At 56.9% G+C, this 18,777-nt stretch carries 32 protein-coding genes; 1 reads left to right on the top strand and 31 read right to left on the bottom strand.

The features are described 5' to 3' along the window. Window positions 1–108: 108 nt before the first annotated feature. Window positions 109–1,377, top strand: coding sequence for a M14 family zinc carboxypeptidase (locus VCJ09_RS02645; protein ID WP_324733007.1), 1,269 nt, complete (start codon window positions 109–111; stop codon window positions 1,375–1,377). 56 nt (window positions 1,378–1,433) lie between these two features. Here VCJ09_RS02645 and bfr read toward each other — a convergent pair whose 3' ends face one another. The 31 genes from bfr to rplC form a co-directional block, all read right to left on the bottom strand. Next, window positions 1,434–1,898 (bottom strand): bacterioferritin, encoded by a 465-nt coding sequence (gene bfr / locus VCJ09_RS02640; RefSeq protein ID WP_324733006.1) that lies wholly within the window; start codon window positions 1,896–1,898, stop codon window positions 1,434–1,436. 155 nt (window positions 1,899–2,053) lie between these two features. Then, window positions 2,054–4,204, bottom strand: coding sequence for a catalase/peroxidase HPI (gene katG / locus VCJ09_RS02635; RefSeq protein ID WP_324733005.1), 2,151 nt, complete (start codon window positions 4,202–4,204; stop codon window positions 2,054–2,056). A 301-nt stretch (window positions 4,205–4,505) separates the two neighbouring features. Next, on the bottom strand, window positions 4,506–4,754 hold the full coding sequence (locus tag VCJ09_RS02630) for a hypothetical protein (RefSeq protein WP_324733004.1): 249 nt from the start codon (window positions 4,752–4,754) through the stop codon (window positions 4,506–4,508). Then, window positions 4,754–5,071, bottom strand: a complete 318-nt coding sequence (locus tag VCJ09_RS02625) for a hypothetical protein (RefSeq protein ID WP_324733003.1) — start codon at window positions 5,069–5,071, stop codon at window positions 4,754–4,756. Before VCJ09_RS02625 ends, VCJ09_RS02630 begins: the two co-directional genes overlap by 1 nt. Window positions 5,072–5,425: 354 nt before the next feature. Next, a complete protein-coding gene (gene rplQ, locus VCJ09_RS02620; protein WP_025167705.1) occupies window positions 5,426–5,812 on the bottom strand; it encodes a 50S ribosomal protein L17 in 387 nt (128 codons plus the stop codon). A gap of 42 nt (window positions 5,813–5,854) precedes the next feature. After that, window positions 5,855–6,856: a DNA-directed RNA polymerase subunit alpha gene (locus VCJ09_RS02615; RefSeq protein ID WP_079204540.1), complete on the bottom strand. Its 1,002-nt coding sequence runs from the start codon at window positions 6,854–6,856 to the stop codon at window positions 5,855–5,857. A 22-nt stretch (window positions 6,857–6,878) separates the two neighbouring features. Next, window positions 6,879–7,499, bottom strand: a complete 621-nt coding sequence (gene rpsD / locus VCJ09_RS02610; RefSeq protein ID WP_079204539.1) for a 30S ribosomal protein S4 — start codon at window positions 7,497–7,499, stop codon at window positions 6,879–6,881. A 17-nt stretch (window positions 7,500–7,516) separates the two neighbouring features. After that, window positions 7,517–7,906 carry a 30S ribosomal protein S11 gene (gene rpsK / locus VCJ09_RS02605; RefSeq protein ID WP_079204538.1) on the bottom strand — a complete coding sequence of 130 codons (390 nt, stop codon included), beginning with the start codon at window positions 7,904–7,906 and terminating at the stop codon, window positions 7,517–7,519. A 30-nt stretch (window positions 7,907–7,936) separates the two neighbouring features. Continuing rightward, on the bottom strand, window positions 7,937–8,293 hold the full coding sequence (gene rpsM / locus VCJ09_RS02600; RefSeq protein WP_213641487.1) for a 30S ribosomal protein S13: 357 nt from the start codon (window positions 8,291–8,293) through the stop codon (window positions 7,937–7,939). A gap of 133 nt (window positions 8,294–8,426) precedes the next feature. Further along, a complete protein-coding gene (gene rpmJ, locus VCJ09_RS02595; RefSeq protein WP_002555468.1) occupies window positions 8,427–8,543 on the bottom strand; it encodes a 50S ribosomal protein L36 in 117 nt (38 codons plus the stop codon). Between the two features lie 28 nt (window positions 8,544–8,571). Beyond that, window positions 8,572–9,900 carry a preprotein translocase subunit SecY gene (gene secY / locus VCJ09_RS02590; protein ID WP_324733002.1) on the bottom strand — a complete coding sequence of 443 codons (1,329 nt, stop codon included), beginning with the start codon at window positions 9,898–9,900 and terminating at the stop codon, window positions 8,572–8,574. Then, window positions 9,901–10,335, bottom strand: a complete 435-nt coding sequence (gene rplO, locus VCJ09_RS02585) for a 50S ribosomal protein L15 (RefSeq protein WP_079204535.1) — start codon at window positions 10,333–10,335, stop codon at window positions 9,901–9,903. 3 nt (window positions 10,336–10,338) lie between these two features. Further along, a complete protein-coding gene (gene rpmD / locus VCJ09_RS02580; RefSeq protein ID WP_079204534.1) occupies window positions 10,339–10,518 on the bottom strand; it encodes a 50S ribosomal protein L30 in 180 nt (59 codons plus the stop codon). A 2-nt stretch (window positions 10,519–10,520) separates the two neighbouring features. Next, window positions 10,521–11,021, bottom strand: coding sequence for a 30S ribosomal protein S5 (gene rpsE / locus VCJ09_RS02575; protein WP_079204533.1), 501 nt, complete (start codon window positions 11,019–11,021; stop codon window positions 10,521–10,523). Window positions 11,022–11,024: 3 nt separating this feature from the next. Next, window positions 11,025–11,375: a 50S ribosomal protein L18 gene (gene rplR / locus VCJ09_RS02570; RefSeq protein WP_079204532.1), complete on the bottom strand. Its 351-nt coding sequence runs from the start codon at window positions 11,373–11,375 to the stop codon at window positions 11,025–11,027. 10 nt (window positions 11,376–11,385) lie between these two features. Continuing rightward, entirely contained in the window at window positions 11,386–11,919 is a 534-nt protein-coding gene (gene rplF / locus VCJ09_RS02565) for a 50S ribosomal protein L6 (protein WP_079204531.1), read from the bottom strand. A 12-nt stretch (window positions 11,920–11,931) separates the two neighbouring features. Beyond that, window positions 11,932–12,324, bottom strand: a complete 393-nt coding sequence (rpsH, locus tag VCJ09_RS02560; protein ID WP_079204530.1) for a 30S ribosomal protein S8 — start codon at window positions 12,322–12,324, stop codon at window positions 11,932–11,934. A 206-nt stretch (window positions 12,325–12,530) separates the two neighbouring features. Next, window positions 12,531–12,836 carry a 30S ribosomal protein S14 gene (rpsN, locus tag VCJ09_RS02555; protein ID WP_079204529.1) on the bottom strand — a complete coding sequence of 102 codons (306 nt, stop codon included), beginning with the start codon at window positions 12,834–12,836 and terminating at the stop codon, window positions 12,531–12,533. A 13-nt stretch (window positions 12,837–12,849) separates the two neighbouring features. Next, window positions 12,850–13,389, bottom strand: coding sequence for a 50S ribosomal protein L5 (gene rplE, locus VCJ09_RS02550; RefSeq protein WP_079204528.1), 540 nt, complete (start codon window positions 13,387–13,389; stop codon window positions 12,850–12,852). A 20-nt stretch (window positions 13,390–13,409) separates the two neighbouring features. Then, the gene (rplX, locus tag VCJ09_RS02545) at window positions 13,410–13,724 is read right to left on the bottom strand and encodes a 50S ribosomal protein L24 (RefSeq protein ID WP_079204527.1); all 315 of its coding nucleotides are present in this window, start codon (window positions 13,722–13,724) and stop codon (window positions 13,410–13,412) included. 11 nt (window positions 13,725–13,735) lie between these two features. Continuing rightward, window positions 13,736–14,104, bottom strand: coding sequence for a 50S ribosomal protein L14 (gene rplN / locus VCJ09_RS02540; RefSeq protein ID WP_003289207.1), 369 nt, complete (start codon window positions 14,102–14,104; stop codon window positions 13,736–13,738). A gap of 22 nt (window positions 14,105–14,126) precedes the next feature. After that, on the bottom strand, window positions 14,127–14,393 hold the full coding sequence (rpsQ, locus tag VCJ09_RS02535; protein WP_025167719.1) for a 30S ribosomal protein S17: 267 nt from the start codon (window positions 14,391–14,393) through the stop codon (window positions 14,127–14,129). A gap of 2 nt (window positions 14,394–14,395) precedes the next feature. Then, a complete protein-coding gene (gene rpmC / locus VCJ09_RS02530; RefSeq protein WP_002555481.1) occupies window positions 14,396–14,587 on the bottom strand; it encodes a 50S ribosomal protein L29 in 192 nt (63 codons plus the stop codon). Continuing rightward, complete coding sequence (gene rplP / locus VCJ09_RS02525) at window positions 14,587–15,000, bottom strand: 50S ribosomal protein L16 (protein ID WP_079204526.1); 414 nt, start codon at window positions 14,998–15,000, stop codon at window positions 14,587–14,589. Before rplP ends, rpmC begins: the two co-directional genes overlap by 1 nt. Before the next feature lie 12 nt (window positions 15,001–15,012). Beyond that, a complete protein-coding gene (gene rpsC, locus VCJ09_RS02520; RefSeq protein ID WP_079204525.1) occupies window positions 15,013–15,699 on the bottom strand; it encodes a 30S ribosomal protein S3 in 687 nt (228 codons plus the stop codon). Window positions 15,700–15,712: 13 nt separating this feature from the next. Continuing rightward, entirely contained in the window at window positions 15,713–16,045 is a 333-nt protein-coding gene (rplV, locus tag VCJ09_RS02515) for a 50S ribosomal protein L22 (RefSeq protein WP_079204524.1), read from the bottom strand. Between the two features lie 11 nt (window positions 16,046–16,056). Beyond that, window positions 16,057–16,332, bottom strand: a complete 276-nt coding sequence (gene rpsS / locus VCJ09_RS02510) for a 30S ribosomal protein S19 (RefSeq protein WP_234229346.1) — start codon at window positions 16,330–16,332, stop codon at window positions 16,057–16,059. Between the two features lie 16 nt (window positions 16,333–16,348). Then, window positions 16,349–17,173 carry a 50S ribosomal protein L2 gene (rplB, locus tag VCJ09_RS02505; protein WP_079204523.1) on the bottom strand — a complete coding sequence of 275 codons (825 nt, stop codon included), beginning with the start codon at window positions 17,171–17,173 and terminating at the stop codon, window positions 16,349–16,351. Between the two features lie 14 nt (window positions 17,174–17,187). Beyond that, complete coding sequence (gene rplW, locus VCJ09_RS02500) at window positions 17,188–17,487, bottom strand: 50S ribosomal protein L23 (protein WP_079204522.1); 300 nt, start codon at window positions 17,485–17,487, stop codon at window positions 17,188–17,190. Continuing rightward, window positions 17,484–18,086, bottom strand: a complete 603-nt coding sequence (rplD, locus tag VCJ09_RS02495) for a 50S ribosomal protein L4 (RefSeq protein WP_079204521.1) — start codon at window positions 18,084–18,086, stop codon at window positions 17,484–17,486. Before rplD ends, rplW begins: the two co-directional genes overlap by 4 nt. A 12-nt stretch (window positions 18,087–18,098) precedes the next feature. Next, on the bottom strand, window positions 18,099–18,734 hold the full coding sequence (rplC, locus tag VCJ09_RS02490) for a 50S ribosomal protein L3 (protein ID WP_079204520.1): 636 nt from the start codon (window positions 18,732–18,734) through the stop codon (window positions 18,099–18,101). Window positions 18,735–18,777 lie beyond the last annotated feature (43 nt).

Genomic DNA, 18,777 nt, shown 5'->3' with positions numbered 1-18,777 from the left:
CCTCAGCAGCTTCTCGGCAAACGCAACCTCTGCGCCTGGGCCAGGTCAAACTGGAGTCCCCCGGACAGTGCTGGCGGGACATTCTGTCATCTACAAGGAGTGTTCCCGATGCGCCTGACTTTTGCCGCCCTCCTGCTTGGCGCAGGTCTTACCCCCGTGATTGCTACTGCCTCCCAACCGAATGGGCCATGGCTCAACGAGCAACAGCATGTCTCGCTCGAAGGTTTCATGAGCAATGCCCAGCTGTATGAGCAACTCGCCGGTGTGGCGCGTCGCTCCGGCGGAGTACTCAGCCTCGAACAGACCGGCACCAGCGGCGAAGGCCGGCCGATCTGGCTGGCACGCCTGGGCAAACCGGATAACCCTGCGGTGATGATCATCACCCAGCAGCACGGCAACGAACCCCACGGCACCGAAGCAGCCCTCGACCTGATTCGCAAGCTGGCGTCCGGCGGTTCTTTCTCCGAGCAGGTGCTGGCTAACCTGCAAGTGCTGTTCATTCCCCGCGTCAACCCCGACGGAACCGCACTCGCCACCCGCGGCAACGTCGATTTCAGCACGCCGCAAACCACCGCCAGCTGTCTGCGCGCGGATGGCAGCCTGGACCCGAGCAAACTCGACCAGGGTCTGGGTGCCAATGTCACCGCCTACACGACCGAAGATGGCCCGCGTCAATGGAGCTACGACATCAACCGCTACCACTGGCCGGATTGGAGCCAGAGCACTCAGGTGCTGTGCAATCCAGGGCTGGCCGACCAAGCGCATTTCAATCCAAGCCAGAACCCGGTGCCGGAAGCCCTGGCGGTGCGCAGCGCTTATGACCGCTATCAACCCATGTGGATGGTCGATGTACACAACCAGAACCCAGCCGTCGTGCTCGACGACGCCGACCCACAGGCCAATCGCCCCGGACGTCAGGTGACTGCCTCGATCGCCTGGCCGACCAACGCCGAGGTCGCTCAGGACGCGGTCGACCTGTCGAAGCAGATGGCTCTGGTGATGAAGAAGCGCTCCATGCAGATCGGCCATATGGAAATCAGCAACTATTACTACCAGCGTCCGGACGGCAGCATTCGCCGTGGCGGTGGCGAGCCCGGCATTGCTCGTAACGCTTACGCGCTGCTGGCCAGCGAGAGCCTTGCCAAGGGTGCCGAAGGACCACTGGGCGGCAGTATCTTGATGGAGATAACCGGGCTGAACAGCCGCGGACAGAAGTCCATCGGCATGCTGCGCAACAACGTCAGGGAAATGCTCGAAGCACTGCTGGTAGCCAGCGCCGACGGCAGCCTGCTAACCCAGGATCCGGCCGAAGCGGATCACCTGCTGCGCCCCGGGCAGGAAGTCGACGAGCCCCTGCCAAACCCGCACGACGAATAGCGGCGCAATAAGAAAAGCCCCGAATATTTCGGGGCTTTTCGTTGCTATCGATGCACCTACATCTGCGCCTGCAGGTAGTTCTCCAGGCCTAATTTGTCGATCAGCCCCAGCTGAATCTCCAGCCAATAGGCATGATCCTCCTCGGTGTCCTTGAGCTGAACCAGCAGGATGTCGCGGCTCTGATAATCCTGGTGCCGCTCACACAGCGCGATGCCTTTGCTCAAGGCCGCGCGTACCTGGTACTCCAGGGCCAGATCGAGCTTGAGCATCTCCGACACCGTCTGACCGAACATGAAGGGATCCGGGGTCATATCCGGCGTGCCTTCGAGAAACAGAATCCGCTTCAACAACGCATCGGCGTGCTGAGTCTCTTCTTCCATTTCATGGTTGATGCGCTCGTAGAGCTTGCTGAACCCCCAATCCTCATACAGACGCGAATGCACGAAGTACTGATCGCGCGCCGCCAGCTCGCCCTTGAGCAGCATTTTCAAATAATCGATGACTTCGATGTGGCCCTGCATACCTGGAATCCTTGCTGCATCCGTGGAATGGCCGAATGCTCCGCTGGCCGTTCGCCACGGTCAAGCTAAAAGCACAACGCCTCCACGAGGGAGGCGTCGCACGGTTGGTTGAATGCAGCCGGTGGAGCGCCATACGGCGCTCCACCGGCTGCAGGTCAAGCGAGGTCGAAGCGGTCCAGGTTCATGACCTTGGTCCAGGCCGCGACGAAGTCCTTGACCAGTTTTTCCGTGCCATCGCTGCTGGCGTAGACCTCCGCGTAAGCACGCAGCACCGCGTTGGAACCGAAGACCAGGTCGTTGCGGGTGCCGGTGTATTTCACCTTGCCGCTCTTACGATCCTTGCCCTCGAAGGTTTCCGTCTCGGCCCCCACCGCCTTCCACTCGGTGCCCATGTCGAGCAGGCTGACGAAGAAGTCGTTGCTCAGCACGCCGACCTTGTCGGTGAACACACCATCCTGGCTGCCGTCATGGTTGGCCCCCAGCACGCGCAGGCCGCCGACCAGCGCGGTCAGCTCCGGCGCGCTCAAGGTCAGCAACTGAGCCTTGTCGATCAACATGGTCTCGGTCGGTACACCGAGCCTGCCCTTGCGGTAGTTGCGGAAGCCGTCGGCGACAGGTTCCAGCAGGGCGAAGGCCTCGACATCGGTCTGATCCTGCGCTGCATCCACCCGCCCCGGAGCGAAGGGCACAGCCACGCTCACGCCGGCGGCCTTGGCGGCCTGCTCCACGCCGACATTACCTGCCAGCACTATCACGTCGGCCAGCGAGGCCTTGCCGGACGCTGCCTGGATCTCGAGCAGCTTGGGCAGGGCCTTGATGGCGCGCTGATTGACCTCCCAGTCCTTCTGCGGAGCCAGGGCCAGACGCGCACCGTTGGCACCGCCGCGCTTGTCGCCGCCGCGAAAGGTCGAGGCCGAGGCCCAGGCCACGGAGACCAGATCGCCAACCGACAGTCCGCAGGCGGCGATCTTGGCCTTGAGGTCGGCGATATCGGCCGCGCTCGGGTTATGTGCCGGCGCCGGCAGCGGGTCTTGCCAGATTAGATCCTCTTTCGGCACTTCCGGGCCGAGATAACGGGCCTTCGGTCCCATGTCACGATGGATCAGCTTGAACCAGGCGCGGGCGAAGGCATCGGCGAAGGCCTGCGGATCGTCCAGAAAGCGTTTGGAGATCTTGCCGAACTCGGGATCGAAACGCAGGGTCAGGTCGGTGGTGAGCATGGTCGGCTTGTGGAACTTGCCCGGAATATGCGCGTCCGGAATGATCTCCGGCGCATCCTTGGCCACCCACTGCTTGGCGCCGGCCGGCGACTGGGTCAGCTCCCACTCGTAGTTGAACAGGTTCTCGAAGAAGTTGTTGCTCCACAGCGTCGGGGTCTTGCTCCAGGTGACTTCGATACCGCTGGAGATGCTGTCCTTGCCGTGACCGCTACCGAAGTCACTGATCCAGCCCAGGCCCAGCGCCTCGATTGGCGCAGCCTCGGGCTCCGGCCCTTTGTGCGACTCCGGCGCGGCGCCGTGGGTCTTGCCGAAGGTATGACCGCCGGCGATCAGGGCAACGGTCTCCTCGTCGTCCATGGCCATGCGGGTGAAGGTGGTGCGGATGTCCTTGGCTGCTTCCAGGTAGTCGCCGCTGGCGTTTGGGCCCTCCGGGTTGACGTAGATCAGGCCCATGTGGGTGGCGCCGAACGGCGCGGTCAATTCGCGGTCGCCGGTGACCCGTTCCGGATCCACGCCCAGCCAGGCAATCTCGGCCCCCCAGTTCACGTCCATGTCCGGCTCCCACACATCGTCACGACCGGCAGCAAAGCCGAGGGTGCGAAAGCCCATGGATTCGAGCGCCACGTTGCCGGCGAGAATGAACAGATCGGACCAGGAAATCTTCTGCCCGTACTTCTGCTTGATCGGCCAGAGCAGGCGGCGTGATTTATCGATATTGACGTTGTCCGGCCAGGAGTTCAGCGGGGCGAAACGCTGCTGGCCGCGACCGCCGCCACCGCGACCGTCGGTGGTGCGGTAGGTGCCGGCGGCGTGCCAGGCCATACGAATCATCTGCGGGCCGTAGTGACCGAAGTCGGCCGGCCACCAGTCCTGGCTGTCGGTCATCAGCTTGACCAGGTCCGCCTTGAGCGCCTTGTAGTCGAGCTTCTTGAATTCCTCGGCGTAGTTGAACTTCGCGCCCAGCGGGTTGGACTTTTCAGAGTGCTGATTGAGCAAATCCACACGCAACTGGTTCGGCCACCAATCCTTGTTGGTCGTGCCACCGCCAGCGACGTGATTGAACGGGCATTTACCTTGGTTCGACATGGTTCTCTCCTTTCTCCTAAGCGGGTCGGCCCCATCGACTGCGGCCGACGATGGAACAAGCCTAGACCCGCTTGGACATGAGAACCAATTTATCAAGCGTAACAACTCGATAGTTATAATCTTTCATCCTCTGGACAATAAACGGGCCACCAGGACCCGTTGTTTTCCCGCTCGCCCGACTCAAGCGACGAGCACGAAATCGACAAAGGCCAACCCCGCGGCGATCAGGCTATAGGGCAACTGAGTCAAGGCATGGCCGATCGGGTTACAACCGGAGCCTTGGGCCGCCAATACGCTGGAATCACCGTAGAAACAGCCTTGGCCGCCGAAGCCCGAAGCCCGAAGCCGTCAGCAGCGCACCTATGGCCCAGGGAATATCGGCCTGCAACGCATAGGCCGGGGGCATGACGATGGGAATGCTCACGGCGAAGATGCCCCAGGACGAGCCCGTGGCAAAAGCCAACACGGCCATGGCCAGAAACGCCATGGCAGGCAGTATCCGTGGGCTCATATAGGGCTTGAGCGACTCCACCGCAGACCGCGGCAGCATCAGCTGAGCGCACACCCCTTGAAGATAAAGGCGGCAATGACGTTGCCGATGCCGATAGCCGGCAACAGGGCCTTGAATCCATCGACCATCTGATCGAGCATCTCGCGGGAGCTCTTGAAGCAATCGAGAACCCGCTTCATGGCTTCATCCACGGTCAGGGCATTGAGGCAATCAGCGACGAAGATCACCACGCCCTGGACAAAGGTCATCAACAACGAAGAGCGCCGGCCCTTGGTCAGCGTCAACGCAGCACGCCCATAAGCCAGTGCGCCACCGGTACACACAACTATGCACTCAAGGCGCAGAAACTGCCGCATACCAGGATCAGCCAACCGATGGTTTCGCCTTGCATGACCTTCAGGACGGTTTTGGAAAATTTGTTCAGCGACTGCGTAGACGACAGCAGTAACAGACCGGAAACGGCCCCCAGAATAGGGCGACGTAGGAGAGCGCCAGGGTCAAGACGACAGCAGGCGGGATCAGGCTCAGAGCGGTAGGCTCAGACATGCTGGGCAATTGTTCTTATGGGGCCGTAATCGGCAGATTCGAAGACGGCCAAACCATACCCGAGCAGGCGGTCGCCCATAAGATCAAATATGGCGTGCGGAAAACTATCTCCAGCAAAAACAAAAAAACCGGGCCAAGGCCCGGTTTTTTCTACAACCTACAACTTACTCGGCAGCTTCTACTGCGCCGCCGACCGGACGGTCGACCAGCTCAACATAAGCCATCGGAGCGTTGTCACCGGTGCGGAAACCGCACTTGAGGATACGCAGATAACCGCCCTGACGGGTGGCGTAACGCTTGCCCAGGTCGTTGAACAACTTACCGACAATGGCTTTCGAACGGGTACGGTCGAAGGCCAGACGACGGTTAGCAACGCTGTCTTCTTTAGCCAGAGTAATCAGCGGCTCGGCAACGCGACGCAGCTCTTTGGCTTTCGGCAGAGTAGTTTTGATCAGCTCGTGCTCGAACAGCGACACCGCCATGTTCTGGAACATAGCCTTACGGTGTGCGCTTGTGCGGCTAAGGTGACGGCCACTTTTACGATGACGCATGGTTCAATTCCTTACCAAACTGACGTTCGGTGATGATGACGTTCAGGCAGTCGCCTTATCGTCTTTCTTCAGACTTGCCGGCGGCCAATTGTCGAGGCGCATACCGAGGGACAGACCGCGTGAAGCCAGAACATCCTTGATTTCAGTCAGGGATTTCTTGCCCAGGTTCGGCGTTTTCAACAATTCCACTTCGGTGCGCTGAATCAGATCGCCGATGTAGTAAATGTTCTCTGCCTTGAGGCAGTTTGCCGAACGTACGGTCAGTTCCAGGTCATCAACCGGACGCAACAGGATCGGATCAATCTCGTCTTCCTGTTCGATAACCACAGGCTCACTGTCACCCTTGAGGTCGACGAACGCAGCCAACTGCTGTTGCAGAATGGTTGCGGCACGACGGATAGCCTCTTCAGGATCCAGAGTACCGTTGGTCTCCAGGTCAATAACCAACTTGTCCAGGTTAGTACGCTGCTCAACACGAGCGTTCTCTACCACGTACGACACACGGCGCACCGGGCTAAACGAAGCATCCAGCTGCAAGCGACCAATGCTGCGGCTTTCATCTTCATCGCTCTGACGAGCGTCAGCCGGCTCATAGCCGCGACCACGAGCTACGGTGAGCCTCATGTTCAGCGCGCCAGTGGAAGCCATGTTAGCGATCACGTGGTCGCCATTGACGATTTCGACATCATGATCCAGCTGAATATCGGCAGCGGTGACTACACCCGAGCCCTTCTTCGCCAGAGTCAGCGTCACTTCGTCGCGACCGTGCAACTTGATAGCCAGACCTTTCAGGTTAAGCAGGATTTCAATGACATCTTCCTGAATACCTTCAATGGCGCTGTACTCATGGAGTACACCGTCAATCTCGGCCTCGACTACTGCACAGCCAGGCATGGAGGACAACAGGATGCGACGCAGCGCGTTGCCCAAGGTGTGTCCAAAGCCACGCTCGAGAGGCTCGAGTGTGATCTTGGCGCGGGTCGGACTGACCACCTGCACATCGATATGGCGGGGGGTCAGGAACTCATTTACCGAAATCTGCATGGATGCACCTATTTTCTAGCCCTTACTTGGAGTAGAGCTCGACAATCAGGCTTTCGTTGATGTCAGCGGAGAGATCACTGCGAACCGGCACGGCTTTGAACAGGCCGGACTTCTTCTCAATGTCTACTTCTACCCATTCAACGCGGCCACGCTGGGCACACAGTTCAAGAGCCTGAACAATACGCAGCTGATTCTTCGACTTCTCGCGAACTGCAACGACGTCGCCAGCTTTAACCTGGTAGGACGGCACGTTTACAGTCTTACCGTTTACGCTGATCGCTTTGTGCGATACCAGCTGACGGGATTCGGCGCGGGTAGCACCATAGCCCATACGATAAACCACGTTATCCAGACGGCACTCGAGCAGTTGCAGCAGGTTCTCACCAGTAGCGCCTTTCTTGCCGGCTGCTTCTTTGTAATAACCGCTGAATTGACGCTCAAGCACACCGTAGATACGACGAACTTTTTGCTTTTCACGCAGCTGGGTGCCGTAGTCGGACTGACGGCTACGGCGCTGACCGTGAATACCTGGGGCTGCTTCGATGTTGCACTTCGATTCCAGGGCGCGGACGCCACTTTTCAGGAAAAGATCAGTGCCTTCACGACGAGACAGTTTGCATTTGGGACCAATGTAACGAGCCATTTCTCACTGTCTCCTGATTACACGCGACGCTTCTTCGAAGGACGGCATCCGTTGTGCGGGATGGGTGTCACATCGGTGATGCTGGCGATCTTGTAACCGCAGCCGTTCAAAGCACGGACAGCGGACTCACGACCCGGACCGGGACCCTTGACGTTGACGTCGAGGTTCTTCAGGCCGAATTCCAGCGCAGCTTGACCAGCACGTTCAGCAGCCACCTGGGCAGCGAACGGGGTGCTTTTACGCGAGCCGCGGAAACCCGAACCACCGGAGGTAGCCCAGGACAGGGCGTTACCCTGACGGTCAGTAATGGTCACGATTGTGTTGTTGAAGGAAGCGTGGATGTGGGCGATGCCATCAACCACCGTCTTTTTGACTTTCTTACGAGTACGAGCAGCAGGTTTTGCCATGACTAGATTCCTGTCGATGCGCGAATGCGATTACTTGCGGATCGGCTTACGCGGGCCCTTACGGGTACGCGCGTTGGTCTTGGTACGCTGACCGCGAACCGGCAGACCACGACGATGACGCAGGCCGCGGTAGCAACCCAGGTCCATCAAGCGCTTGATTTTCATGTTCACTTCACGACGCAGGTCGCCTTCGGTATTCACCTTGGCTACTTCGCCACGCAGCTGCTCGATCTGCTCGTCAGAGAGATCTTTGATCTTTACTGCCGGATTAACACCAGCAGCCGCACAGATTTTCTGTGCGGTAGTGCGACCAACACCAAAGATGTAGGTCAGCGAGATAACAGTGTGCTTGTTATCCGGAATGTTTACGCCTGCAATACGGGCCATTCAGTGGAACTCCAATTGACAGCTACCTACGCCCTGGAAGCCAAGAAATAAGGCGCGAGATATTAGCGCTGTAAGAACAAATAATCAACCCGGCAGCGCACTAGCTGCCGGGCTTGTAACATTTCAATCACACTCAGCCTTGGCGCTGCTTGTGACGCGGTTCCGCGCTGCAAATAACTCGAACGACACCTTCACGACGAATAATCTTGCAGTTGCGGCACAGCTTTTTCACTGATGCACGAACTTTCATCACCAACTCCTCGAACCTTATGGACACTTCAGCGCATCATGCCGCTGCCGTAGCCCTTCAGGTTGGCTTTCTTCATCAGGGATTCGTACTGGTGCGAAACGAGGTGCGATTGTACTTGCGACATAAAGTCCATCACAACCACTACCACGATCAGCAACGAGGTCCCGCCAAGATAGAACGGTACGTTGGCCGCCACCACCAGAAACTGGGGTAGCAAGCAAACGGCCGTCATGTACAGAGCACCGAACATGGTCAAACGAGTCAATACGCCATCGATATAGCGCGCCGACTGCTCGCCCGGACGGATACCCGGAATAAAGGCACCGGACTTCTTCAGGTTTTCCGCTACGTCTTTCGGATTGAACATTAGCGCTGTGTAGAAGAAGCAGAAGAAAACGATCCCTGCACTAAACAGCAAAATGTTCAACGGCTGACCAGGAGCGATAGCCTGTGAAATATCCTGCAGCCAGCCCATACCTTCGGACTGACCAAACCAGGCACCCAGCGAGGCCGGGAACAACAGAAGGCTGCTGGCGAAAATAGCCGGGATAACCCCCGCCATATTCACCTTCAAAGGCAAGTGGCTGGTCTGCGCGGCAAAGACCTTGCGGCCCTGCTGACGCTTGGCGTAGTGCACCGCAATGCGGCGCTGCCCACGCTCAATGAACACCACGAAACCGATGATCGCTACTGCCAGCAAACCGATGGCAATCAGGGCGAAGATATTGATATCGCCCTGACGAGCAGACTCGAAAGACTGCCCAATCGCCGACGGCAGACCGGCCACGATGCCTGCAAAAATCAGCATCGAGATACCGTTGCCAACACCACGCTCAGTGATTTGCTCGCCTAGCCACATCATGAACATTGCACCCGCCACAAACGTGGTGACTGCAACGAAGTGGAAGCCGAAATCAACCGAAAACGCTACGCCCTGACTGGCCAAACCAACGGACATACCGATAGCTTGAACAAATGCCAGGACGAGGGTGCCGTAGCGGGTGTATTGGCTGATCTTACGACGACCAGCCTCACCTTCCTTCTTCAACTGCTCCAGTTGCGGGCTAACAGCGGTCATGAGCTGCATGATGATCGATGCCGAAATGTACGGCATGATCCCCAATGCAAAAATGCTCATGCGCTCCAGCGCGCCACCGGAAAACATGTTGAACAAGCTAAGAATGGTCCCCTCATTCTGTCGAAACAGGTCCGCCAACCGGTCCGGGTTTATGCCTGGAACTGGAATGTGTGCGCCAATGCGATAGACGATAATCGCCATGAGCAGAAAGCGCAGACGAGCCCAGAGCTCGGATAACCCGCCATTGCTGAGCGCTGAGAGAGCACCTTGCTTAGCCATTTATTCCTCGAACTTACCGCCAGCTGCTTCGATAGCCGCACGCGCACCTTTGGTGGCAGCGATACCTTTAAGGGTAACCGCTTGAGTAACCGCACCGGACAGCATGACTTTCACACGCCGTACATGCTGGTTAATCAGGTTGGCATCCTTCAGCGCTTGCAGAGTAATAACGCCGCCTTCGACCTTGTTCAGCTCGGAAGTACGCACTTCTGCGCGATCCATAGCCTTCAGGGAAACGAAACCGAACTTGGGCAAACGACGGTGCAGAGGCTGCTGGCCGCCTTCAAAACCCGGAGCAATGGTGCCACCGGAGCGGGAGGATTGACCCTTGTGGCCACGGCCACCGGTCTTACCCAAACCACTACCGATACCACGGCCCGGACGGTGCTTCTCGCGACGGGAACCCGGCGCAGGACTCAAATCGTTCAGGTACATGTATTAACCCTCGACTCGCAGCATGTAGTAAGCCTTGTTGATCATCCCGCGATTCTCGGGAGTATCCAGGACTTCTACGGTGTGACCGATGCGACGCAGACCCAACCCCTTCACACAGAGTTTGTGGTTGGGGATACGGCCGGTCATGCTTTTGATCAGCGTGACTTTTACGGTATTAGCCATGATTAGAGAATCTCCTCGACGCTCTTGCCACGCTTGGCCGCAACAGAGTCAGGCGACTGCATAGCTTTCAAACCTTTGAAAGTGGCATGCACCACGTTCACGGGGTTAGTCGAGCCGTAGCACTTGGCCAGAACGTTCTGCACACCAGCCACTTCCAGCACGGCACGCATGGCGCCGCCGGCGATGATGCCGGTACCTTCAGAAGCCGGCTGCATGTACACCTTGGAGGCGCCATGGGCAGACTTCATCGCGTACTGCAGAGTGGTGCCATTCAGGTCCACCTGGATCATGTTGCGACGAGCAGCTTCCATCGCTTTTTGAATAGCAGCTGGCACTTCACGGGATTTGCCGCGGCCGAAACCGACGCGACCCTTACCATCACCCACTACGGTCAACGCAGTGAAAGTGAAGATACGGCCACCCTTTACGGTTTTGGCTACGCGGTTAACCTGTACCAGTTTCTCGATATAGCCTTCGTCGCGCTTTTGGTCGTTATTTGACATAACTTAGAACTCCAGCCCGCCTTCACGAGCAGCATCAGCCAGCGCCTGGACGCGGCCGTGGTACTTGAAGCCAGAACGGTCGAATGCAACCTGAGTCACACCAGCGGCTTTCGCACGCTCGGCAACCAGCTCGCCAACTTTCTTGGCTGCGTCGACGTTGCCAGTGGCGCCATCACGCAGTGCTTTGTCCAAGGTAGAGGCGCTGGCCAGAACCTTGCTGCCGTCGGCCGAAATGACCTGGGCATAGATATGCTGCGAAGAGCGGTACACGCAGAGACGCACGGCTTCGAGCTCGTGCATTTTCAGGCGTGCTTTGCGAGCGCGACGCAGTCGAGTAACTTTTTTGTCGGTCATTTGCTAGGCCCTACTTCTTCTTGGCTTCTTTACGACGGACGACTTCGTCAGCGTAACGAACACCTTTGCCCTTATAAGGTTCAGGACGACGGAAATCACGGATTTCCGCAGCAACCTGACCAACCAGTTGTTTATCGACACCCTTAATCAGGATTTCGGTCTGGCTAGGGGTTTCAGCAACAACGCCTTCCGGCAGCTCGTAGTTGATCGGGTGGGAGAAGCCTAGAGCCAGGGACAAGACCTGACCTTTGGCTTGCGCCTTGTAACCAACGCCTACCAGCTGAAGCTTGCGCTCGAAGCCAGTGCTTACGCCGATCACCATATTGTTGACCAACGCACGAGTGGTACCGGCCATTGCGCGAGTCTGCTGGTCTCCGTTGCGAGCAGCAAAACGCAGCTCACCGGATTCCTGGACCACTTCAACGGACGAATGAATATTCAGCTCTAGAGCACCCTTGGCACCCTTAACCGAAAGTTGCTGACCGGCGAGACTGATCTCTACACCAGCGGGCAACGTGACGGGGTTCTTAGCGACGCGTGACATGCTTATCCCCCCCTAGAACACTGTACAAAGCACTTCGCCGCCGACACCGGCAGCGCGCGCCGCGCGATCCGTCATCACACCTTTATTGGTGGAGACGATGGAAACGCCGAGACCGCCACGAACTTTTGGCAGATCATCAACGGACTTGTACTGGCGAAGGCCTGGACGGCTAACGCGCTTCACTTCTTCGATAACCGAACGGCCTTCGAAATATTTCAGCTCGATGGACAGCTGCGGCTTAACTTCACCGCTGATCTGATATCCCGCAATATAACCTTCGTCTTTCAAAACTTTGGCTACAGCCACCTTCAACGTGGAAGACGGCATGCTTACGACGGACTTTTCAGCCATCTGGGCATTACGGATACGAGTTAGCATGTCCGCTAACGGGTCCTGCATACTCATGGGCTTGACGCTCCTGATACAAAAAGAATTAGCCTTACGGCTAGAGTCACCAAAACGCCGGGCAAATCAAAAGCCCTGGCTCAGGCGAGCCGAACATTCTAGAGACTGATCAAAAATGAATCAAGCCCCAAAAGGGGCTTGTTTCATTTTGCCTGACTGAATCCGCCAAGTATCTCAACCGGACAGACTCAGGGTGCGACGAGGACTTACCAGCTGGCCTTGACCAGACCCGGTACGTCGCCACGCATTGCAGCTTCACGCAGCTTGATACGCGACAGACCGAACTTGCGATATACGCCGTGCGGACGACCGGTAATGCGGCAGCGATTGCGCAGACGCGAAGCGCTGGCATCACGCGGCTGCTTCTGCAGTGCTACCTGAGCTTCCCAACGCGCTTCCGGACTGGCGTTCAGATCGGCGATGGTAGCTTTCAGCGCAGCACGCTTCTTCGCGTACTTGGCTACCGTTTGCTGACGCTTCAGCTCACGGTTTTTCATGCTCATTTTAGCCATGGTCCAACTCCAATCAGTTGCGGAACGGGAATTTGAAGGCGCGCAGCAAAGCACGACCCTCATCATCCGTACGCGCAGTGGTAGTCAGGGTTATGTCCAGACCACGCAGGGCATCGATCTTGTCGTAGTCGATTTCCGGGAAGATGATCTGCTCTTTAACACCCATGCTGTAGTTGCCACGACCATCGAAGGACTTGGCATTCAGGCCGCGAAAGTCGCGAACCCGAGGCAGGGAGATAGACAGCAGACGATCCAGGAATTCGTACATGCGATCGCGGCGCAGGGTTACCTTGACGCCAATCGGCCAATCTTCACGCAGCTTGAAACCTGCAATCGATTTACGGGCATGAGTCACTACGACTTTCTGACCGGTAATCTTTTCCAGATCGGCTACAGCGTGCTCGATGACTTTCTTGTCACCGATCGCTTCGCCCAAGCCCATGTTCAGAGTGATCTTGGTGATGCGCGGAACTTCCATCACGTTCGCAAGCTTAAGTTCTTCCTTAAGCTTCGGCGCGAGTTCTTTCCGGTAAATCTCTTTTAGTCGTGCCATGGTCTTCTACCTAGCAGTGTTCAAGCATCAACCGCTTTTTGGGTCGACTTGAAGACACGAATTTTTTTACCTTCTTCAACTTTGAAACCAACACGGTCAGCCTTGTTGGTTTCACTGTTGAAAATGGCCACGTTGGAAGCGTGCAGAGGCGCTTCTTTCTCGATGATACCGCCCTGAACGCCCGACATCGGGTTCGGCTTGGTATGGCGCTTCACCAGGTTCAACCCACCAACGACCAGACGGTCGTCAGCGAGAACCTTGAGCACCTTGCCACGCTTACCTTTGTCTTTACCGGCGATCACGATGATCTCGTCGTCACGACGAATCTTTTGCATGTCGGATCTCCTTAGAGCACTTCAGGGGCGAGCGAGACGATCTTCATGAACTTCTCAGAGCGAAGTTCACGAGTCACTGGCCCAAAAATACGGGTGCCGATCGGCTCTTGCTTGTTGTTCAGCAGAACAGCAGCGTTGCCATCGAAGCGAATGATCGAGCCATCAGGGCGACGAACGCCGTGACGAGTGCGGACTACTACAGCAGTCATCACTTGGCCCTTTTTCACTTTACCGCGCGGAATTGCTTCCTTGACGGTCACCTTGATGATGTCGCCGATGCCCGCGTAACGGCGATGCGAACCGCCCAGCACCTTGATGCACATAACGCGACGAGCGCCACTGTTGTCAGCGACGTCGAGCATGGATTGAGTCTGAATCATATATTTCTCCGACCCCTAGTCCTTAGACTTCCACTGCGCGTTCGAGAACTTCAACCAGCGCCCAAGATTTGGTCTTGGCTACGGGACGGGTTTCACGGATGGAAACCTTGTCACCGATGTGGCACTGGTTGCTTTCGTCGTGCGCGTGCAGCTTGGTCGAACGCTTGACATATTTACCGTAGATCGGGTGCTTAACGCGACGCTCGATCAATACGGTGATGGTCTTGTCCATCTTGTCGCTGACGACACGGCCGGTCAGCGTACGGACTGTTTTTTCGGCTTCAGCCATGATCACTTACCTGCCTGCTGATTGAGCACAGTCTTCACACGAGCGATATCGCGCTTAACTTGCGAGAGCAGGTGAGACTGCCCCAACTGGCCAGTTGCTTTCTGCATACGCAGATTGAACTGGTCGCGCAGCAGGCCGAGCAATTGCTCGTTCAGCTGCTGTGCTGATTTTTCACGAAGTTCATTCGCCTTCATCACATCACCGTCCGCTTAACAAAAGTGGTGGCGAGTGGCAGCTTTGCAGCCGCCAAGGCGAAAGCCTCACGCGCCAACTCTTCGGAAACGCCTTCGATTTCATACAGGACTCTGCCTGGCTGAATCTGGGCTACCCAATACTCAACGCTACCCTTCCCTTTACCCATCCGCACTTCGAGAGGCTTCTTGGTAACAGGCTTGTCAGGGAACACGCGAATCCAGATTTTCCCGCCACGCTTAACGTGACGAGTCAGAGCACGACGAGCGGACTCGATCTGACGGGCGGTGAGACGACCGCGGGCAACAGACTTCAAGGCGAATTCGCCGAAGCTGACTTTGCTACCGCGCTGAGCCAGGCCACGGTTGTGGCCGGTCATCTGCTTACGGAACTTCGTACGCTTTGGTTGCAACATTTGGCGTACCCCTTACTTAGCAGCTTTTTTACGAGGCGCAGGTGCCTGCGGTTTCAGTTCTTCCTGGCGACCACCAATTACTTCGCCCTTGAAGATCCAAACCTTGACACCGATCACACCATAAGTGGTGTGTGCTTCGTACATGGCATAGTCGACATCGGCACGCAGGGTGTGCAACGGCACACGACCTTCGCGATACCATTCGGTACGGGCAATTTCAGCACCACCGAGACGACCGCTCACTTGGATTTTGATGCCCTTGGCACCAATGCGCATGGCGTTCTGTACAGCGCGTTTCATAGCGCGACGGAACATCACACGACGCTCCAGCTGCTGAGCTACGCTCTGCGCAACCAGCATACCGTCGAGCTCCGGCTTGCGGATTTCTTCGATATTGATGTGCACAGGCACACCCATTTGCTTGGTCAGGTCCTGACGCAGCCTTTCAACATCTTCACCTTTCTTCCCAATTACGATACCGGGACGGGCGGTGTGGATGGTGATGCGTGCAGTCTGAGCCGGACGATGGATATCGATACGGCTTACGGACGCGCTTTTTAGTTTGTCTTGGAGGTATTCGCGCACCTTCAGATCAGCGAACAAATAGTCCGCATAAGTCCGACCGTCTGCGTACCAGACGGAGGTGTGCTCCTTGACGATTCCCAGGCGAATGCCAATGGGATGTACTTTCTGACCCATCTGATCGACTCCGTTACTTGTCCGCAACCTTGACAGTGATATGGCAAGACCGCTTGACGATGCGATCAGCGCGGCCTTTGGCACGCGGCATGATTCGCTTCAGCGAACGCCCTTCGTTGACGAAAACGGTGCTGACCTTGAGGTCATCAACATCTGCGCCTTCGTTATGCTCGGCGTTGGCCACAGCCGACTCCAGCACTTTCTTGATGATATCAGCGGCTTTCTTACTGCTAAAAGCCAACAGATTGAGCGCTTCGCCCACCTTCTTCCCGCGGATCTGGTCGGCGACCAAGCGGGCTTTCTGGGCGGAGATTCGAGCGCCCGACAACTTAGCGGCTACTTCCATTTCCTAACCCCTTAACGCTTGGCTTTCTTGTCTGCTACGTGCCCACGATAAGTGCGGGTACCAGCAAACTCGCCGAGTTTGTGGCCGACCATGTCTTCGTTCACAAGAACGGGGACATGCAGGCGACCGTTATGCACAGCAATGGTCAGACCGACCATTTGCGGCAGGATCATGGAACGGCGCGACCAGGTTTTCACCGGCTTGCGATCGTTCTTTTCCACCGCCACTTCGATCTTCTTCAGTAGGTGAAGATCGATAAAAGGACCTTTTTTCAGAGAACGTGGCACTGTCGTATCCCTCTATTTACTTGCGACGACGGACGATCATTTTATCGGTGCGTTTGTTACCACGAGTCTTCGCGCCCTTAGTCGGGAAGCCCCATGGAGACACCGGATGACGACCACCAGAGGTACGACCTTCACCACCACCGTGTGGGTGGTCAACCGGGTTCATGGCAACACCACGAACGGTTGGGCGAACGCCACGCCAGCGTTTGGCACCAGCTTTACCCAGCGAACGCAGGCTGTGCTCGGAGTTCGAGACTTCGCCCAGGGTCGCACGGCACTCAGCCAGCACTTTACGCATTTCACCGGAACGCAGACGCAGGGTCACGTAGACACCTTCACGCGCAATCAGCTGAGCCGAAGCACCAGCAGAACGAGCGATTTGAGCACCTTTGCCCGGCTTCAATTCGACACCGTGAATAGTGCTACCAACTGGAATGTTACGCAGTTGCAGACTATTGCCCGGCTTGATCGGAGCCATGATACCAGCTACCAGCTGATCGCCAGCACTCACGCCTTTAGGGGCGATGATGTAGCGACGCTCGCCGTCTGCATACATCAGCAAAGCGATGTGTGCGGTACGGTTAGGATCGTATTCAATACGCTCGACAGTGGCTGGAATGCCATCTTTGTCGTTGCGACGGAAATCGACCAGACGGTAATGCTGCTTGTGGCCACCACCGATATGACGGGTGGTGATACGACCATTGTTGTTACGACCGCCAGTCTTCGACTTCTTCTCGAGCAGCGGAGCGTAAGGAGCGCCTTTATGCAGCTCCTGGTTGACCACCTTGACCACAAAACGGCGGCCCGGGGAAGTCGGTTTGCATTTAACGATTGCCATGATGCACCCCTCCCTTACTCAGCACTGCTGGCGAAATCGAGATCTTGACCCGGCTGAAGGGAGATAACTGCCTTCTTCCAGTCGTTACGCTTGCCCAGGCCGCGAGCGGTGCGCTTGGTCTTACCGAGAACATTCACGGTATTAACAGCGGCAACATTCACACTGAACAGGCTTTCGACGGCCTTCTTGATTTCCAGCTTGGTTGCATCGATTGCAACCTTGAAAACGAATTGGCTTTTCTTATCAGCCAGAAGTGTGGCCTTCTCGGAGACGTGCGGGCCAAGCAGCACTTTAAATACGCGTTCCTGGTTCATCCCAGCAGCTCCTCGAATTTCTTCACGGCAGAAACGGTAACCAACACCTTTTCGTACGCGATCAGACTGACCGGATCGGAACCTTGCACGTCACGAACTTCAACATGCGGCAAGTTACGAGCAGCCAGGTAAAGATTTTCGTCAATAGCATCGGACACGATCAGAACGTCGGTCAGACCCATGCCATTCAGTTTGTTCAGCAGGTCTTTGGTTTTCGGCGCTTCAACGCTGAAGTCCTCAACCACCACCAGACGATCGGTGCGCACCAGCTCAGCAAGAATCGAACGCAATGCAGCGCGATACATTTTCTTGTTCAGCTTTTGATCGTGATTCTGCGGACGGGCCGCGAAAGTCACACCACCGCCACGCCAGATCGGACCACGAGTGGTACCAGCACGAGCACGACCAGTGCCCTTCTGACGCCATGGGCGCTTACCGCCACCAGAAACGTCGGAACGGGTCTTCTGCTGCTTGCTGCCCTGACGGCCGCCGGCCATGTAGGCCACGACTGCTTGGTGAACCAGGGTCTCGTTGTAATCGCCACCGAATGTCGCTTCGGACACTTCGATCGCTTGAGCGCCATTTACATTTAATTGCATGTCAGCTTCCCCTTAACCGCGAGCCTTGGCTGCCGGACGAACAACCAAGTTGCCGCCAGTAGCGCCAGGAACGGCACCCTTGACCAACAGCAGGTTGCGTTCAGCATCGACGCGCACTACTTCCAGGGACTGCACAGTCACGCGCTCAGCACCCATGTGACCGGACATTTTCTTGCCCTTGAAGACGCGACCCGGAGTCTGGCACTGGCCAATGGAACCCGGAACACGGTGGGACACGGAGTTACCGTGAGTGTTGTCTTGGCCGCGGAAGTTCCAACGCTTGATGGTACCGGCAAAGCCTTTACCCTTGGACTGACCGGTGACATCCACCAGTTGACCAGCTTGGAAAATTTCAGCGTTGATCAGATCGCCAGCCTGGTAGTCGCCTTCTTCAAGGCGGAACTCCCAAACACCACGACCTGCCGCGACATTCGCCTTGGCGAAATGACCGGCTTGCGCCTTGCTGACACGGGAAGCACGACGCTCGCCGACAGTGACTTGCACTGCACGATAGCCATCGGACTCTTCAGTTTTGAACTGAGTGACGCGATTCGGCTCGATCTCAATGACCGTAACCGGAATGGAGACACCTTCTTCGGTGAAAATGCGAGTCATACCGCACTTACGACCGACTACACCAATAGTCATGTTGTAACCTCATGAGTGTACGGGGCTTTCACCCGCTATGGCC

The organism is Pseudomonas paeninsulae, from assembly GCF_035621475.1.
Classification (GTDB): domain Bacteria; phylum Pseudomonadota; class Gammaproteobacteria; order Pseudomonadales; family Pseudomonadaceae; genus Aquipseudomonas; species Aquipseudomonas paeninsulae.
Note: the sequence above shows the minus strand (reverse complement) of the source record. Positions and strands in the feature narration are given on the sequence as shown.

Bases quoted from the DNA above. Each gene is read 5' to 3' on its own strand.
- rplQ (WP_025167705.1), bottom strand. From the start codon at position 5,812: ATGCGTCATCGTAAAAGTGGCCGTCACCTTAGCCGCACAAGCGCACAC.
- rpsH (WP_079204530.1), bottom strand. From the start codon at position 12,324: ATGAGTATGCAGGACCCGTTAGCGGACATGCTAACTCGTATCCGTAAT.
- rpsE (WP_079204533.1), bottom strand. From the start codon at position 11,021: ATGTCAAATAACGACCAAAAGCGCGACGAAGGCTATATCGAGAAACTG.
- rpsC (WP_079204525.1), bottom strand. From the start codon at position 15,699: ATGGGTCAGAAAGTACATCCCATTGGCATTCGCCTGGGAATCGTCAAG.
- rplX (WP_079204527.1), bottom strand. From the start codon at position 13,724: ATGCAAAAGATTCGTCGTGACGACGAGATCATCGTGATCGCCGGTAAA.
- secY (WP_324733002.1), bottom strand. From the start codon at position 9,900: ATGGCTAAGCAAGGTGCTCTCTCAGCGCTCAGCAATGGCGGGTTATCC.
- rplD (WP_079204521.1), bottom strand. From the start codon at position 18,086: ATGCAATTAAATGTAAATGGCGCTCAAGCGATCGAAGTGTCCGAAGCG.
- rpmD (WP_079204534.1), bottom strand. From the start codon at position 10,518: ATGGCTAATACCGTAAAAGTCACGCTGATCAAAAGCATGACCGGCCGT.
- rplF (WP_079204531.1), bottom strand. From the start codon at position 11,919: ATGTCACGCGTCGCTAAGAACCCCGTCACGTTGCCCGCTGGTGTAGAG.
- bfr (WP_324733006.1), bottom strand. From the start codon at position 1,898: ATGCAGGGCCACATCGAAGTCATCGATTATTTGAAAATGCTGCTCAAG.
- VCJ09_RS02625 (WP_324733003.1), bottom strand. From the start codon at position 5,071: ATGCGGCAGTTTCTGCGCCTTGAGTGCATAGTTGTGTGTACCGGTGGC.
- VCJ09_RS02645 (WP_324733007.1), top strand. From the start codon at position 109: ATGCGCCTGACTTTTGCCGCCCTCCTGCTTGGCGCAGGTCTTACCCCC.
- rpmC (WP_002555481.1), bottom strand. From the start codon at position 14,587: ATGAAGGCGAATGAACTTCGTGAAAAATCAGCACAGCAGCTGAACGAG.
- rplV (WP_079204524.1), bottom strand. From the start codon at position 16,045: ATGGAAGTAGCCGCTAAGTTGTCGGGCGCTCGAATCTCCGCCCAGAAA.
- rpmJ (WP_002555468.1), bottom strand. From the start codon at position 8,543: ATGAAAGTTCGTGCATCAGTGAAAAAGCTGTGCCGCAACTGCAAGATT.
- katG (WP_324733005.1), bottom strand. From the start codon at position 4,204: ATGTCGAACCAAGGTAAATGCCCGTTCAATCACGTCGCTGGCGGTGGC.
- rplW (WP_079204522.1), bottom strand. From the start codon at position 17,487: ATGAACCAGGAACGCGTATTTAAAGTGCTGCTTGGCCCGCACGTCTCC.
- rplR (WP_079204532.1), bottom strand. From the start codon at position 11,375: ATGACCGACAAAAAAGTTACTCGACTGCGTCGCGCTCGCAAAGCACGC.
- rplE (WP_079204528.1), bottom strand. From the start codon at position 13,389: ATGGCACGACTAAAAGAGATTTACCGGAAAGAACTCGCGCCGAAGCTT.
- rpsQ (WP_025167719.1), bottom strand. From the start codon at position 14,393: ATGGCTGAAGCCGAAAAAACAGTCCGTACGCTGACCGGCCGTGTCGTC.
- rpsN (WP_079204529.1), bottom strand. From the start codon at position 12,836: ATGGCTAAAATGAGCATGAAAAACCGTGAGCTGAAGCGTCAGCAAACG.
- rpsM (WP_213641487.1), bottom strand. From the start codon at position 8,293: ATGGCCCGTATTGCAGGCGTAAACATTCCGGATAACAAGCACACTGTT.
- rplN (WP_003289207.1), bottom strand. From the start codon at position 14,104: ATGATTCAGACTCAATCCATGCTCGACGTCGCTGACAACAGTGGCGCT.
- rplB (WP_079204523.1), bottom strand. From the start codon at position 17,173: ATGGCAATCGTTAAATGCAAACCGACTTCCCCGGGCCGCCGTTTTGTG.
- rpsD (WP_079204539.1), bottom strand. From the start codon at position 7,499: ATGGCTCGTTACATTGGTCCCAAATGCAAACTGTCTCGTCGTGAAGGC.
- rpsK (WP_079204538.1), bottom strand. From the start codon at position 7,906: ATGGCAAAACCTGCTGCTCGTACTCGTAAGAAAGTCAAAAAGACGGTG.
- VCJ09_RS02630 (WP_324733004.1), bottom strand. From the start codon at position 4,754: ATGCTGCCGCGGTCTGCGGTGGAGTCGCTCAAGCCCTATATGAGCCCA.
- rplC (WP_079204520.1), bottom strand. From the start codon at position 18,734: ATGACTATTGGTGTAGTCGGTCGTAAGTGCGGTATGACTCGCATTTTC.
- rplO (WP_079204535.1), bottom strand. From the start codon at position 10,335: ATGTACCTGAACGATTTGAGTCCTGCGCCGGGTTCCCGTCGCGAGAAG.
- VCJ09_RS02615 (WP_079204540.1), bottom strand. From the start codon at position 6,856: ATGCAGATTTCGGTAAATGAGTTCCTGACCCCCCGCCATATCGATGTG.
- rplP (WP_079204526.1), bottom strand. From the start codon at position 15,000: ATGTTGCAACCAAAGCGTACGAAGTTCCGTAAGCAGATGACCGGCCAC.